The organism is Paenibacillus dendritiformis (assembly GCF_021654795.1).
Classification (GTDB): domain Bacteria; phylum Bacillota; class Bacilli; order Paenibacillales; family Paenibacillaceae; genus Paenibacillus_B.
Map to the genome: position 1 here is coordinate 3,835,442 of NZ_AP025344.1, position 15,266 is coordinate 3,850,707.

A 15,266-nucleotide genomic window follows, 5' to 3' on the forward strand; every position below is an offset into this window, starting at 1 on the left:
TCCGCGGGGCATATGCCAAGCTCTTCCTTTCTAGCGTACAACAGAAGGCTTCATCTGAAAAGCCGCAACCGGCGAGCGGCTCTCTGTTCGCAAGGGCTGCAGGGGCCGTGAGAGCCCTGCCGGGATAACCCGCGAAGCAAGCGGGCGCCCAATCGCTACCGCTTGGGCAGCAGCTGGACATACTCATCCGACAGCTTCATTAACGATAAAATATACTCATAATCGCGGCGGTAAGGCTCAAGATCAAGCACCGGCTCCAGCGTCCGGAGCGAGATCGCCTCGCCGTCTTCGAAGCCCGTTCCCGGCACGAACAAAATCTCATTCGTAAAAAACGACCCGGTCGGCAAATAATAGCGCATGCCGATGACATTGCGATCCGTATTCAGCAGGTCGCGGCCGAACGCGGTGAACTGCTGCTCCTTCAACGAGATGCCAAGCAAGTTGGCCAGCGTCGGCATAATGTCGACTTGGCCCCCGGTAAGCTCCACCGTCTTGCCGCTCTTCTGCCCTGGCACGTGAATAATGAGCGGAATATTGAAGCGGCTTACCTTATTATCATAGGGGATGCCCAATTGGGCGGCAATCTCCTTCCCGTCGGTCTCCGCCGGGTTGACGCCCGAATGATCCCCATAGGCGACAAGCACCGTGTTATCCCAGATGCCGTCGGCTTTGAGCTGATCGATGAAGCGGCCCAACGCATAATCGGTGTAGTGGATGGCCGTCAAATAATGCCCAAGCTGCGTATTTTCCATCTCTGGAGGCAGCTTCAGCCTGCGCCGATCCGGCGGAATCACGAACGGTGCGTGGCTGGACGCGGTCACGAACTGGGCATAGAACGGTTGGCCGGCTGCGGCCATCTCCGTCAGCTTCTCGCCCCCGACGCGGTATAATTCCTCGTCCGAAGCCCCGAAATCATTGAAATGATCGTTCTCGTAATAAGGCTGGTCGAAATACCGATCGAATCCGACGCCGGGATATAACAGATGGCGGCTCCAGAATTGGACTTCATTCACATGGAACGTCGCCGATTGGTAGTGAAGCTTGTTCAACAGGCGCGGCAGGCTGGGCAGCTCCCGGTCCCCGAAGCCCGTCGACATCGCTACCGTGCCGGTCGGGTAAATCGACGTGTTGGACATAAATTCCGCGTCCGAAGTATTGCCTTGGCCGATCTGCTGATAGACATGAGGAAAATAATAGCCTTCTTTCGCTAGCCGGTTCAGGACCGGAGTCACCTCTTGACCGCCGAGCTTCAAGTGAATCGGAAAGTTCTGAAATGCTTCCATCTGCACGACGATGACGTTCATGCCCTTCGCTTCGCCGAAATGAGCCGGCTTGGCGTCCTTCTTGTCTTCCTTACGATAAGGATATGTCGCTTGCAGCTCGTTCACCCGCCGGATCGTGTCCTGCAGGTTGCCGCGGGCAATCAGATCATTCTCCCGCTTGTTCTTGATGGCCGACGCGACCTGATAGTTCAGGAAGCCGAGGCGCTCCGCCTGCACCAGTTCATTGTCAATGCGGCTGCCTTCGGCAATGAACTGCAGGGAGACCGCCGCGCTGGCGACGAGGACGAGAGCGGCCGCGATTTTGCCCCGCAGCGTGCCGGTTCGCAGCGGCCGCTGCCGCTCTCCGAGCGTCGCCGCGAGTTCACGCGCGGAAGCGCGGTTGAACAAGCGCACCGCTCCGATCGCGAGGGCGATCGCCATATCCGCAAAAAAGAGAAAATGATAGGGCTGAATCAAAACCGTAATGCTCCCCCGGATTTGCGGCACTTGCCCCAACCCGCCAAGCGCCGTATACGTCGGCACCGTATTGAAATGAATCCGGTACAAGACGGCGGCGAAGAGCATCAACGAAAAAACGGCGTTGATCGCCCAATAGACGCCGCGCTTCCCGCGGCGCGGCAGGGCCAGCTCCAACAAGCTCATCATGGCAAGCAAGGACAAGGCGTCGCTGAGCAGCCCCAGACCCGTAATCTCGCCGAACAAGAAAACACGAAGCAAGGCCAGCTTCGCCAGCAGCAGGAGACAGATGCCCGCGAGAGGCGACAGTCGAACATGTTGCTTCCGCATTCCTATTTTCATGAAAAATCACTTTCTTTCTCTTCAATCTGTTCCATGAGTCTTCCCTTCAAAGCTGGGCCCCTACGACGGAATGGAAGCCGAGCCGATCTGGATATAGACCTGCTGGATCGTATCCAGCGCGGCCGCATGGGCAATGATGTTGTGGACCAGAGTGGCCGCCGCGCAGGCGACGATAACTCCGGTCAATAGCCCGCGAGCGCGCCCGCCGCAGCGGTGGACCCCCCACGCGCTTAACAGGAACAAGGCAAATAAATAATGACCGGCATACAGATACATATCATATTGAAATGCCGCCAAGCCGAAGCCGACGACAATATGCAGCAGCAGCGCGAACAGCGGATAGACGGCGAGAGACAGCACCTCGGTCGACCGGAACCCCCTGACGAGAGCCAGCAAGGCCAGAGCGATGACAACGATGCCGATAAGATGCCCATACAGCGGGAACGGGTTCGACAGGTTCGTGACGAACGCCATCACCGAGTCGTCGATCATGGCCAAGCGCGGCGTTACAATCGGGCTCTCGATCATCGAATACAAGGCTTTCCAGTGATGGGCAAAAGAAAATGGCGCTACATAGCTGAATCCGCCGGCTTCGATATTGTGCTGCCACGTCGCAATCCAGGAGTTGCCGGGAAATAGAACGAACTGCACACCCGTAAGCAGAGCGACGAGCAGCAAGGAGACGCCCGCGATTTTGAGGCAGGCGATCACGTATGTTCGGCTCTTGCGCACCGTGCTGATGAAGAGCGTGCCGACGGCTGTCGCGACGTTGGTCACGGTCACACCGAAGTTCAGCGTCAGCAGGATCGAGGCCGGCCATACTCCAAGCTTCCGATGGTCGCGGCAGTACTGCGCGTACAGCACCGTGAGCAAAATGAGCAGCACCGCGTACGGATAAGAATCCGGGATTAACGCCGAAAAAATCTGATAGGAGCTTGCCCCGAAAAATACGGCAGTTCCGATCGACAAGGCGTTGCCGAAGGAATTGCGGCGCAAATAATAATACATGAGGACGACGCCGCACGCATTCATGGCGCTCTGTATGCCCAGAAACAGGCCGTTGCCCCAGGTCATGGCGGCCGCCTGCTTCAACGGCGCCGACAAGAAATTAATAAACGGATGAATCACGGAAGATTGCGGCGCATAATAAAGCGACGGATCGAAATTGAACAGATTCAGTGTGAACGGCGCCCCATAAAACGGGCTGTGCTCAATCAGCACTGCCTGATTCCGCTCCATATACGCAATAAACGGAAGATTCAGCCAAAAATAGAATAGTAAGAAGCCCAAAAACAGCAGCAGCGCTTTGCGGTTATCCTGTTTCACGCCAAAAACCGATTTCCAAAACTGCATGACCCCATGCCTCCATACGATAATTTCTATATCTCATCCATCATCCTGCGAGAAGCAGCATACCCGCAAAAATAAAAGCAATGCCTGCCGCCTTCGGCAAGCCAATCGATTCCTTGAATATCCATCTCGCCAGCACCATCGTCCAGATGAAGGTCAGCGCATTCGCCGGAAGAACGACGGTATAAGGCAAGAACCGCAGCAAATAAATATTGAGCAAGGCCCCCGCTCCATAGCACAGGAAGCCGAGAAAAAGCATGCTCCGCTGCTGGCGCGCGGACGACAACTTGAAGCAGGCGCTCCCGAGCGACCCGAACCACGTCATTACTACGAGGAGGAGCCACAACCATTCATTTCTCATAGCTAATGCACGCGACGCCGATAATGAGCAGCAGGACGGCGATTCCTTTCTGCAGAGTGACCGTCTCGCCCAAGAGAAGACCGCCGTACAGCAGGGCAAAAATATAGCTGCATGCCATGAGCGGGTAAGCGACGGACAGCTTCTCCAGCGACAGCGACTTGATCATTAGCACGGCCCCGATGCCATAGAACACAAAGCCAATCCCCAAGTAGAGCAGATTCGCGATGCCCCATTTCCAGAACAACTGACCCGTCGCGGTGCACCAGGCCGACAAAATCATGAGCGCCTTGCCGGCGTGCCTCGACTTCAAGAGCTCCATCTCATGACCTCCAGACCCTCCTGCTTGATCGGGGCGTTCCGGATCAAATACCGCTGCCCCGCTAGCTCCAGCATCGGCAGATCGCTCATGCAATCGGAATACGCGCAGGAGGCCTCGAAATCGATCTCAAGCTGATGCCGCTCCAGATAGTCGCGGATGCGCGCTACCTTCTCTTCCGCTTTGCAATTCTTGCCCTCGATCCGGTGCGTATAGCGGCCGTTCCGCCGCTGCAGCTCCGTTCCCAGCACCTCGTCCACGCACGCCAGCTTCTTGAAATATTTCATATAGGCGACGGGAGAAGCCGTCACGAGAAGGACGCGATAGCCCAGCTTCTTGCGGCTGCGCATCTCGGCGAGCGCATCCTGGTACATCTCCGGCGCCAGGACCCGGTCGTAAAAAGCCTCCAGGTCGGTCTCGTCCATATAAGCAATGGATCGAAAAAAGTACTGCTTGGCCTTTTCGGCCGGCACGATCCCAAGCTTATACAGCAGGAGGTTCCAGGCCAGAGCGGGCAAATGGATGCAAGACCGCGGCTTCGCCGCAAGACCGTACTTCAAGAACAAGAACATGGAATCGCGACGAATAATCGTTTTGTCGATATCGAAAAGCGCTACTTTGGCCAACATGATGTCTGACGTCCTCCTTTTTCCCTATTCAAACAGGATGAATATCGCCAGCACGCTAATCACGTACAAAATGACGGTAACGAAAATATGCTTGTCTTCAAAAAGCAGCCTGTCGGGCGCTCCGCCCTTCTTCTCCACATGGATCAAGTATAAATAACGGAAAATGCCGTATATGACAAAAGGAATCGTCCACATCAAATGCGTCGTCCGCCCGGCGGTAAAAGTAAACAGCGAATAGCTGATGATGGTCGCCGTAGCCACGATGCTGATCAATTGATCCAGCAGCGCGAATGAATAGTTCTCGAGCACCTTGCGGTGCGTCCCTTTCTGATCAGCCAGCAAAAACAGTTCATGCCTCCGCTTGCCTATCGCCAGAAAAAGAGAGAGCAGCATCGTGCAGAGCAGAAACCATGGCGTCAACTGAACATGAATGGCTAATCCGCCCGCGATGGCCCGCAGCACGAACCCGGCGGCAATCGTCATGATATCAAGAATGACGACATGCTTCAATCTGAACGAGTAAGCCACATTCAAGACAAAATAAACCGCCAGCACCGCCGTTAACAGCGGATGGATGAAGTAAGAAGCCGCCAGCGAGCCGGCCAGCAGCACCGCGCCGGTTCCGAGAGCGACAGCCGGATTCAACGCCCCGGATGCCATCGGCCGATGCCGCTTCACCGGATGGACGCGATCCGCTTCCCGGTCCGAATAATCATTAATGATGTATACGCAGCCGGATACGAAACAAAAAAGAAAAAAAACGGTCAACGAATGATATACCGCCGACAGATCCACCCGCTTCAACGAGAAGAGAAGCGCGGCGAACACGAGCAGATTTTTGGTCCACTGCTTCGGGCGAAGCTGTCTCCACATCAGCGCGACCACATGACCGGTGCTTGCTGCGGCCGCGGCAGGCTGCGGCGTGTGCTTAAGTTTCAGATTCACGATTGAAAATCCCCCTAGTAACCTGGAAATAAAATGTGTATTCAAAATCTATCTTTCTATCGTTCCATTTCTATTATTTAGCTTCTTCGGCGCCGAATCCAATGATAGATCGCCAAGGCCGTCTCGGCAAGTACTCCGCAGCCATAACCGAGAGCGAATACATACAAAAAAACGAGGACGCCAATCAGATCCTCCCATCCGCCATGCCCCCGACCAAAAGTAACGATGAACAGCGCCGCCAGGCCGACCGCCGCGCCGATGCTGCCCAACAGCCAGATCCAGCGCCCGCCCAGCCAGCCGGACAGGGTGAGAATCGTCGCGAGCGCCACGGCGGCCGCCGCCATTCGCATCGCGGTATCCCATGCGGGCTCCGCTCCCGCCGCCACATAGCGGACGCCCCACAATCCGAGCGTCAGCACGAGCGCATGACACAGCTCCCATCGAATCCATTTGCGGCTCCAACGTTCCGGTATCCAGCGCACGGCTTACAGCCTCCTCTATCATCCGAATCAGGATGACAAAAAATAGAGGCTGACGCTCAGCCTCTATTTCTCAATATATTCGACTCTCTTCTGATCCACAAGTACTTCACTTATTTTTCCAAGCTCGACCTCTTCGCCTAAAGACACAATCGCTTGAAAGGTTCGCTGTTGACCCGGCGTGGCCGCCCCCCCGCCGGCCGGCGGCTCGGCTTCTCCAGGGGGCGTATCTTCTGGAGAAGCGCCACCCGAAGGCGTGTCTCCCGGCGGCGTGTCTCCCGGAGAGATGCCTTCCCCCGCCATGTCCGGCGGCGCGCTCTCCCCTTCTCCCGCCGATCCTGCCTTGCTCTCCGAAGAGTCTGCTGCTTCTTCGCTCCCGCCGCGATTCTGATCCGGCTGCCCGGCGCTTGTGGAGGAAGTATCCGCACCGTCTGTTCCTGCCGAGCCCGCGGATCCGGCGGAGCCGCTTCCTGCTCCGTCAGAGCCGTTCGGCGGCGTTCCTTGTGAACCGGCCCCCGAAGAACAGAGATGCTGCACGGGACGATCCTTATACGTCTGCTCGGCGCCGCCTTCCAGCTTCAATGTAATCGTACCCGCCTGAAATGCGGCGCATTCCGCCTCCGTCCCGAATTCGAACACAAGCTCGGTCGCCGGCTTCAATTCGCCGTCCACGAAATCCTCGACTTGTCTCGCGAAGACTTGCGGTTCGGGCTTAGCGGCCGGCTCCACCTGCCGAGGCGGCTCCGGATCGGACCCGGTGTTCTCCGCCGCCGCGGGCTTGCCGCTGTCGAAGATGCCGGAGGCCGCCAATCCCCCGGCAATGCCGCCGATGACCACGATAATGGCCAAGAGCCACACCATCGCTTGCCGGTTGCGCCGCAGCCATCTGAGGATGGGCGGCGACAGCTCGCTGCGGGCCTTGTCGTATACGGCTTGAAGCGGAGCGCCCGCCTGCTCGAAATAGAGCCTGCGGTTCATCCGGTTTTTGAACGCGTCCTGGTCGTATTTTTTGAAATACGCGACCACCGCCGCGGCGTACCCCGGCTCGAGCTTCCTCCCCCGCGCGAAAAAGCGCTGCTTCTCGGACCAGTTCATGAACTGGTATACGGTCTCCCTGTCCGGTGCATGCTGATGCAAATAATGGAGCAGCGCTCCGTATTCGATCACGCCTTTGTCGGCATCCCGGCAGAACGCCAGCACCAGCTGGCCGAACCGCGCCGGCCCCAGATCCTTCTGCAGCCAGCGGCGCCCAAGCTGCTGCAGCCGATCCAGTTCGGCAGGCGATAAACCGGCGAAAATCGATTCATCCGGATCGTCGTCCTGGAACCAGCGGTAAGCAGCCAGCATGACATTTGCCGTGGACCGCACTTGAGGCGGATAGCGGGCGGCCCATTCCCTCACCTCGTCCGGATGCGCGAGGAATCCGATCTGCAGAAACGCTTCCTGGCGGGTCTGCTCCAGATTCAGATCCGTCAGCAGGAATTCATTCGCCGCATACGACAACTGCTCCATAAAAAGAAGCATGTCTTCGGCGGGCCGCCCTTCCTCCGCGAGCAAGCGTTCGACCGTGCCCAGCACCGCGTTCACGGCGGACACCGGCTCCGCATCATGCCGCAGCTTCTCGGCGAGCTGCCCGGCGGCCATTTCGGTGAACTCGGCCTTCCGCAGCAGTACCGGATGCCGGCTGGACCAATGATGAGCCAGCTTCACCAACTCCTCGGCCCGGACAGTCTCTTGGAATTTCCGCCGCATGTACGGGAAGAAGAGGTCTACCGTCTTGCCGCCCCGCAGCAATGCCTCGAAGAAGGGCCGGCTGACGCTGTCGCTGCCCTCGATGAGCGCATAATAGGCTTCCATTCGCTCGCTGCCCTTCGCCAGATTGGCTTCGTACAAGCTCCGGATCAAATACCCGATCAGATCAGTGCCTAGTGCCGTTCCGGCAAGAGCTTCATATTCCATAAAACATTTTACGATAGCCGGATCGGGGAGTTCACCCTGCTGGACCCGCTCATACTCGCGCTGGAAGCAGCCGCGGAACAGCTCTCCCAGCCGCCGCTTCGACTGAACAGCCCCTTCCGGAGCCAAGTAATCGAGCATCGATCGCAGCGCCCCGACCCGGTTCTGCATATAGAGGGATTCCCTGCCTTCCTCGATCTGGAACAAGACAGCCAGCTCATGGCAGCTCGCGATCGCGGTATGCCGCTGCGTGTCCATGCCTTCCAGCATCTGCTCCGCGAAAGCAAAGAAGGCTTCCGCTCGCTCCGGCTGCTCCAGATTGCTCCAGGCGAAGCTCAAGTAGGGCTGCTTCCCCAGGTCAATATCGACATTCGTCACCCGCTTGGACGCAAGATCGAAGGTATAGTCTTTGTCGATGTTCCGATCATTCGGGCGCAAGCTTCCTCGCTCGACGAACGTCAGATGAATGCCCTTCCGGTTCAACGGCTCCTTCGAGAAGGTCAGGAAGCCGAGCGCGCGGCGGTACGCATGCGGCAGGCATCCGTACAGCACGCCGACCAGCTGCAAGGCGTTCTTCGACAACTCCTCCACCGCGACATCGAGCGCCACGAACACTTTGCGTCTCGTGACAATGGACGACATGACGGCGAACAGCAGCTGCTTGAACATCTTCTCGTCGATGCCGAGACTGTCGAGGAGGGCTATCGGCGAAGCCGGACGGCGCGCTTCCGCCGCGGCCGGAATCCGCTCCAGCTCGGGCAGTTCCGTTCCCTGCTCGATATCATAGCTGACGGCGAAGTCCGCGTTCAGCAGCGACGGATAGTCCTTCACCGCTTCGGCCGCCCGGTCGGCGGGCACGACATAGTTGTGGGTGAAGAAGGCGCTGCGCAAGCCCGTGAAATCCGCCGCCTGATAGATGCTGCGCCCGAGGACGAGCTGTCCCATATCGGCGTGGAACAGGTGCAGCGCTTGCGGATAGCGGGCCTCGTCCTTCTCCCCGCGCGAGGCCAGCTCTGCCGGGGAATCATAAACGCAGAACGGATGCAGCACTTTTTTGATAAATCCGTGATCCAGCCCGGCAGATGCCGCGACCGTGTCGAAGCCTTCGTTGGGGCGGAATATGCCGCGCCGCTCCCGCGTATACATTTGCTGCTGGATGCGAGAGGAACTGTTCGATGTCAATGCTGCTCTCTCCCCTCGATATAATTCAATTGATACAACAGCCAGATGAACGGCTCATCCACCCGGATCGGACTGACAACCCCCTGCAGCTTCTGATTCACCGGGTTGCTGCCCAATGCCGATACGGCGAAGTAGGCCGTGTTAGAGAAATAAACATCCATCGTTCCTTTGAACGGTCGGTCCACCTTCTCGATAAAGCGCCGTATCTCGCCGTCGATATTATGGAACTCCGTCAGATCCAGATACTTACGGTGAACCATATTATGAAAAATGTTGCTGTTCGGCTTGATATAGTCGCCATCCTCATCCTTCAGCGCATGCAGCATGTCGCTCTTCGTCAGCACGACCGCCGTCGGAATGTCGGTTTTGTTCTTATCCTGGTAAGCGATGAAGTCCCCGAACAGCGTCAGCACGACATCGCGCGGCTCGTCATATTGCGGCACCCACTCGTCGGAAGCGCCTCCGTATTGCATGCGGATTTTTTCACGAATCGAGCGAATTTGCAGGGGATCGATCATGAACAGAATGCCCGCCGAATTTTTGATATGCTGTCCGTGGAGGCCGAGATAATCCTGATCGACCATTCCTTCTCCCGCGACATCAAAAAACACCAGCGTAAGCGGCGGCTTCGTCTCATCCTTGAAGACGAATTGAAAGATGAACGGCTCCTGCATCTTCTCCTTCTGCGTCGACGCGAGCAGATCGCCGCGTTCGAACAGCGGCTCCTCGTACATCGTGCGGAACTTGCGGCTGATCTCCGCATTGAGCGGCATGCAGGCAGCGTCGAAATGATCGGCCGTCGTATGCTGAAGCGTATGGATCAGCGAGGTCATGTAGACCGATTTGCCGACCTGGGAAGCCCCGATAATGGAAATAATATTGCTCGGCACCTTCCCCGCCGTCACGGGCAGCTCGTTATGGCAGTGCGGACACAGCCTTCTGCGCGTGACGACGCCATAACGGTCATTGAGACCGATAAGCACGTTATCCGAATAGAGATGATGCTCTTCGGGAATATCGCGCGGATCGATGACCGCCTCCATATCATAGACGGTATCGAGGCCGAAGCGATCCCGGTATTTATTCAGCTTCTCATCCTCCTGCAGCGCATAATTCTCGTCATCCTCGCGGTGATGCGCCGCGCGGAACACGACCTCCTCGGGCGAGAATTTGCTGAAGCAGTAAGGGCATACGATATCATAGAACAGCGGCCGTTGCGCCGGCTGCGGCTTGCGCTTCAGAAAATCAAAAATCCCCAATGTCTTCCCCTCCTCATTCCGGTATCAGCTCGTACAGCTGGCCGTATTGGCGGCCGTCGGTGAAGAAGAGCCGAATGTAATCGTCCTTCCCGATCTCGATCTCCGGCAGCATGTTCCGGCCCGGGGCGAACGGCTCGACGAACGGGTAGACCGTGCCGTCGTCTTTGCTGGCGGGATAGCCGCCATGCTTCTTCACATAGCACAGCGCCTCCGCAGGCAGCGGCACCTCTGCCGTCACCTGGATTTGCGCCGTTTTGAATTTCTTGAACCAGCCGCCTTTGTAGCGGATCGAATAGTAGATTCTCGCCCGGCCGGTGCTCAGCGCGATCCGGTTCCCGCCATCCGGCTGGATGACGAGCTGCCGCTGTCCGTCCTCCCGCGGCAGACAGGCGTAGATGGTATAGACGAACCGCCCGATCCCTTGAATCCAGTCATGGTAGCCGTTGTTGGCTTTGTATTCGTCTCTTGTGTACAGCTTCAGCTCCGCGGCCGGCGGACGCTCGGCCGCCGGCCGATCCGCAGCCGCCTTGTGCACATAGACGGCCTGAATCGTATCGGGCCACAGCCAGCGCAGCGTACACCGCTCCTCGTCAATACTATGTGTCAGTCCGCGGATGACCGGCGTCTCCGGACCCGCTTCCGTATAATGCATCTGTCATGGCCTCCCCACACTAGAATCCGCGGCTGCTCCGATCGGGCTGCCGTCCGGACAGGCTGCTGCCTTCGCTCTCCGCCGATCCTCTCCGCCGGCGGCCTTCCCGCGGCCGCTGGTTCTCCTGCACGGGGACGACCAGCGAGAACAGCGCGATGACGCCCGCCAACACCAGATCGGCGCCCAGGCGCACGGCTCCGTCCGTCAGCGGACGTCCGGACAAGCCGGCCTCCAGCAGAAGACCGGCAAGCAGCCCCGCGGCCGCGCCGCCTATAGCGAAGCTCTTGGCGAGATAGCGATTGTCGAACACGAGGCCGAGCGACAAGCCGAGCGCCGTACCGATCAGCGCCAAGGCGATGACATGCAGCGCCATATAGTAGCCGCTGTCTTGAAGCGGCCCGGAACGCTCCGTCACCAATGTCCGATCGCCGATGCTGCTGTATATTTTTTCGAAGACGAACGACAGCTCGTTCGCCTTGGACACATCGTAATACTGGCCGCCGGTCTCGTCCGCGATCCGGCGCAGCAGGCCCGAGCCTTCCGCGTCGACCAGACTAAGGCCAATCGTGTGAACGGCGATATGCCGCGCTTTATAATCGGCAAGCGCTTCGTTCGTATTCACCTCGCTGAAGCCGTCCGACAGCAGGACGACCATCGTGCCGCGCGAGTCATCCCGGTTGTCCTTGATATGCTTCATCGCTTCGGATAGAGACAGGCCGATATCCGTACCGCCCTCTGTCGGCTGGAGCGCATCGATCTTGGCGAACAGCTCGTCCTTGACTGCCTGATCCTTCACTTGCACGAAAGGCTGAAGCAGGTCCACGCTGTCGTTGAATACGAACACAGCTACCCGCTTGTCCCGATCCATCTCTTCGATCATCCGCTTGGCCGCTTCATACCGATCCTGGTTCGGATCCGTCTGCTCCATGCTGCCCGAATTATCGATGACGAGCACGATATTTTTGACCGTCTTCGCGCCGCCCGCCTCGATCTGGTAGACCGCTTCAAGCGCCAGGCCCGCGATGAACAGCATGACGAGCGTCGCCGGCACGAGCACCAGCCAGGATGTGCCCGCATACCGCTGCCGCCATGACGGGCCATTCAGCCGGGGCGAGATCATTTCGGCCGTCAGGCAGCCCAGGCCGATGAAAAGGGCGATAACCCCGAAATAAAGCCCGCTCACCACGACATCCGGCCAGTCTCCGAACAGGCTGCCCAACAGCCACTCCCCGGCGGCCCACCCGACGGCGCCTCCGATCAGGCTGAACAGCACCATGAGCCAATTCACTTTTCGCTGCATAGATATAGCATCCTCTCACATAATATACGCGGCCCGGCATCATCCGGCCGGACGCCAACGACGCGGCGGGCCACCCGTTGTCCTGCCGGCAGGCAAGCCCGCCGCTTCCCGCAAGCCGTTCGAAAAGCAGCCCCCTACGGAATGTCCGCCATGCGCCGTGGGCTTCCAAGCCGCGGGAATGCCCGCCGGCCGCCGTGCGCTTCCTCGACGGAGGCCCGGGAACGGCCGTAATCCGTACAGAGCCCTGTAGCATTCGGCCGCGATCCCGTCTTTCTCCCGGCGCGTATTCAACCGTAACGGTCTTGCCGGTCTAACGGACAGGCGGAAGCCGTTCGGGATCGATCCCATGGAATGAATAACCGTTCTCCACATAGCTCTCATAGTACATTTTGCCGTTCCGGTAATACATAAGATCCTCGACGCGGAAGCCTCCCATAATGTTCAGCTTCTCGACCCCGCTGCTTCGCTTCTCGTGCACGCAGCCGAGCTTGTAGATGCGGGACGTCTCCTCTTCGTTCAGCGCATACCGCATAAATTCGCTCGTCGCGTCGCCGAAGAAATATTTCTCCTCGTAACGGTGCTTGTGCGTATAATCGAGCAGGCGGATATGAATGCCGGCATGCTCCTCCAGCGTGCGGTACAGCTTCTTGAACAGCTCGTCCCGCGACAGCACCTCCCGGTTGCTGTAGTCGATCGTCACGTTCGCCCGCTGCAGCAGCTCTTCCTCGAACGTCTGCTTGAACGGAGCCGCGGTCAAAATATGAGCCCGGCACACCTCGCACAGCCGTGCGGCCAGCGCTTCCGTGCCCTGCTCCAGCAGGCGGGAGACGCTGCCCATATACCGCTCTTCGCCGAAGGCGCCCGGCCCCCGCTTCGCCTCGATATCCCGCATGACATCCGCCGTCACCCGTTCGTAATATTCCATAATATTTTGGCCGATATAGTCATCGGCCTGGCGGATGCTGGCGAGCGCCGCTTCCCGGAGCGTCCGCTCCAAGGACTCCATCTGCTGCACGTACTGCTTGTAGATCGCATGCAGCCGCTCCAGCTCCGCTTCGTATTTCCGGTACAGCCGCAGCTCCGTCTCCAGCCGCAGCACCTCCAGCTTCTGACGGTAGACGGTGTCGAAGAAGGCGCGGATGAAGCTGCGCACATTGTGCTTGTCCATCAGCGGCAGCCGCTGGAACGATTGCTCCTCCACCGTCTCGCCGTACTTCCGCTCCAGCTCCGCCCGCGCCGCTTCGAGCGCTCTTCCCGCCTCGCGGATGCGGCCGTGCAGAAGCGGCCAGACACTGTCCGCTTCCTCCGCCTCGTTCGTCCAGGCGTACACCTGATAGAAACCGGCGTCCGCCTGGGCGGCCAGACGCTGCCGGACCGTATATTGCAGCTCGTCGTCCGGCAGCTGCCGGATCGCGCTCTCCGCGGCACGCTCGTAATTATCACGGAAAAAAGCGATGCAGCCGCTGCCGAACAGCGCTTCCTCGGCCTCGCGCAGCGTCATGCGCTTCAATTGGCCGAAGCTGACGCCATGCGTCATAATGCCGTTCATGTCGCCGAGACGCTCCTCGTCCGGCACCGCTTGATCGACCCGGGCCTCGATCGCTTCCGGGTTCAGCCCGAACCAGGCCAGCTTCTCCGCCGCCGTCCGTTCGGGTCCGCCCCTCATCCGCTCCGTCAGCTCCCGGCAGAAATGGTACAGCACGGCGAGCGCTATCGAATGATTCGGGCGCTTCACCTTCGAGAATCCCGCCGAGACGAACCCGATCCGGCCGGATTCGGTCATCAGATTGTTGCGCAGGGAGGTGTTGTTGTAGTTGTCCATTCCATGCGCCCCGGCCGAGTCGGTCCGCTTCCGGTTTTTCAACAGATTCATATGGCAAATGATTTCGTAATTATCTTCTTCATCGAAGGACGACATGCCGCGTTCATTTTTGTCCGTCAGCACATAGACGAGATCGAATAACGGCGAAGCGGGATGCGTCACCTCGATCGCAATCCCGTCTTCCGTCACATGCAGCGGGGCCGAGAACGAATAGTCCGCACTCTGCATATAATCAAGCTCGCGCAGGAACGCGACTCCCGCCGAGCTGGCATAGCCGAACGCTTCGGCCTGCTCCCGCTCGCTGATTAGCGCATACAAGTCCGTCTGCACCGACTTGAACGACTGCTGGAAAATCGCTTCCGCCAGCAGCGTTATTTCCGGCACCAGCACGTTGAGCGGATCATCGGCCCGCGTAATGACCGCCAGATGAATCCGGTCGAAGGAGGCATAGAGGCGGCCGTACTCCGCGATATCGCTGCTCACCTTCCGCAAGATGCGGTTAAGCTCCAGCAGGCCGCGCTTCTCCTCGTAGAACCGTCGGTGCGCATCGCGGCGAATCGTCTTGCGGCTGTCGCTGCCGCCGACGCCGCCGATAGGAAGCACGAGCCGGGCGACTCTGCCGCCGGGTTCCCCGCCATTCCGTGCGGAAGCGGCGCCGCCCCCGGCAGAACCGCCCGCGTCAGCGCCGGAAGCTTCCGCTCCTTCTCCTTCGCCCCGGGCCGTCGCGTGCACGTACATGACGCCGGCGCTGTTATCCCATTTCCGCTCGTTGATGCGGATCATCGGCCCGATGGCCTCCCCCGCCTTGTCGCCGATAAAGAGAAACACCGTCGGATAATGAATGCTGCTCTGGTTGTCGTCCCGGCCGGTGAGCCGATCCTCGCCGCGCGCATACTCGGTTGCGAACCTTTCCACCATGGTGTGCGTCATCATC

The 15,266-nt window shown here is 58.8% G+C and carries 12 protein-coding genes; all 12 read right to left on the minus strand.

The window, feature by feature from the left end:
- Positions 1–155: 155 nt before the first annotated feature.
- The 12 genes from L6439_RS17070 to L6439_RS17125 all read right to left on the minus strand — a co-directional run bounded on the left by L6439_RS17070 (position 156) and on the right by L6439_RS17125 (position 15,265).
- The gene (locus L6439_RS17070) at positions 156–2,081 is read right to left on the minus strand and encodes an LTA synthase family protein (protein ID WP_237096509.1); all 1,926 of its coding nucleotides are present in this window, start codon (positions 2,079–2,081) and stop codon (positions 156–158) included.
- Positions 2,082–2,141: 60 nt separating this feature from the next.
- Positions 2,142–3,434 carry a DUF6080 domain-containing protein gene (locus L6439_RS17075; protein WP_213468173.1) on the minus strand — a complete coding sequence of 431 codons (1,293 nt, stop codon included), beginning with the start codon at positions 3,432–3,434 and terminating at the stop codon, positions 2,142–2,144.
- Positions 3,435–3,474: 40 nt separating this feature from the next.
- A complete protein-coding gene (locus L6439_RS17080) occupies positions 3,475–3,792 on the minus strand; it encodes an EamA family transporter (RefSeq protein WP_237096510.1) in 318 nt (105 codons plus the stop codon).
- Positions 3,782–4,111, minus strand: a complete 330-nt coding sequence (locus L6439_RS17085) for an EamA family transporter (RefSeq protein ID WP_168179411.1) — start codon at positions 4,109–4,111, stop codon at positions 3,782–3,784. The genes L6439_RS17080 and L6439_RS17085 overlap by 11 nt, the downstream gene beginning before the upstream one ends.
- A complete protein-coding gene (locus L6439_RS17090; RefSeq protein WP_213468171.1) occupies positions 4,099–4,737 on the minus strand; it encodes an HAD family hydrolase in 639 nt (212 codons plus the stop codon). The genes L6439_RS17085 and L6439_RS17090 overlap by 13 nt, the downstream gene beginning before the upstream one ends.
- Positions 4,738–4,761: 24 nt before the next feature.
- On the minus strand, positions 4,762–5,610 hold the full coding sequence (locus L6439_RS17095) for a decaprenyl-phosphate phosphoribosyltransferase (protein ID WP_237096933.1): 849 nt from the start codon (positions 5,608–5,610) through the stop codon (positions 4,762–4,764).
- 149 nt (positions 5,611–5,759) lie between these two features.
- Positions 5,760–6,164: a hypothetical protein gene (locus L6439_RS17100; protein ID WP_213468170.1), complete on the minus strand. Its 405-nt coding sequence runs from the start codon at positions 6,162–6,164 to the stop codon at positions 5,760–5,762.
- 63 nt (positions 6,165–6,227) lie between these two features.
- Complete coding sequence (locus L6439_RS17105) at positions 6,228–9,299, minus strand: GAP1-N2 domain-containing protein (protein WP_237096511.1); 3,072 nt, start codon at positions 9,297–9,299, stop codon at positions 6,228–6,230.
- Positions 9,296–10,558, minus strand: coding sequence for a TRAFAC clade GTPase domain-containing protein (locus L6439_RS17110; RefSeq protein WP_168179416.1), 1,263 nt, complete (start codon positions 10,556–10,558; stop codon positions 9,296–9,298). The genes L6439_RS17105 and L6439_RS17110 overlap by 4 nt, the downstream gene beginning before the upstream one ends.
- A 13-nt stretch (positions 10,559–10,571) precedes the next feature.
- A complete protein-coding gene (locus L6439_RS17115; RefSeq protein WP_213468169.1) occupies positions 10,572–11,210 on the minus strand; it encodes a beta-mannanase in 639 nt (212 codons plus the stop codon).
- Positions 11,211–11,229: 19 nt separating this feature from the next.
- A complete protein-coding gene (locus L6439_RS17120) occupies positions 11,230–12,510 on the minus strand; it encodes a vWA domain-containing protein (RefSeq protein ID WP_213468168.1) in 1,281 nt (426 codons plus the stop codon).
- 310 nt (positions 12,511–12,820) lie between these two features.
- Positions 12,821–15,265, minus strand: a complete 2,445-nt coding sequence (locus tag L6439_RS17125) for a transcription initiation factor TFIID (RefSeq protein WP_213468167.1) — start codon at positions 15,263–15,265, stop codon at positions 12,821–12,823.
- Position 15,266: the final 1 nt, after the last annotated feature.

What these genes read in the sequence shown, in the direction of transcription:
- L6439_RS17070 (WP_237096509.1), bottom strand. Translation starts at nt 2,081, where the DNA reads ATGAAAATAGGAATGCGGAAGCAACATGTTCGACTGTCGCCTCTCGCG.
- L6439_RS17075 (WP_213468173.1), bottom strand. Translation starts at nt 3,434, where the DNA reads ATGCAGTTTTGGAAATCGGTTTTTGGCGTGAAACAGGATAACCGCAAA.
- L6439_RS17080 (WP_237096510.1), bottom strand. Translation starts at nt 3,792, where the DNA reads ATGAGAAATGAATGGTTGTGGCTCCTCCTCGTAGTAATGACGTGGTTC.
- L6439_RS17085 (WP_168179411.1), bottom strand. Translation starts at nt 4,111, where the DNA reads ATGGAGCTCTTGAAGTCGAGGCACGCCGGCAAGGCGCTCATGATTTTG.
- L6439_RS17090 (WP_213468171.1), bottom strand. Translation starts at nt 4,737, where the DNA reads ATGTTGGCCAAAGTAGCGCTTTTCGATATCGACAAAACGATTATTCGT.
- L6439_RS17095 (WP_237096933.1), bottom strand. Translation starts at nt 5,610, where the DNA reads ATGTGGAGACAGCTTCGCCCGAAGCAGTGGACCAAAAATCTGCTCGTG.
- L6439_RS17115 (WP_213468169.1), bottom strand. Translation starts at nt 11,210, where the DNA reads ATGCATTATACGGAAGCGGGTCCGGAGACGCCGGTCATCCGCGGACTG.
- L6439_RS17120 (WP_213468168.1), bottom strand. Translation starts at nt 12,510, where the DNA reads ATGCAGCGAAAAGTGAATTGGCTCATGGTGCTGTTCAGCCTGATCGGA.
- L6439_RS17125 (WP_213468167.1), bottom strand. Translation starts at nt 15,265, where the DNA reads ATGATGACGCACACCATGGTGGAAAGGTTCGCAACCGAGTATGCGCGC.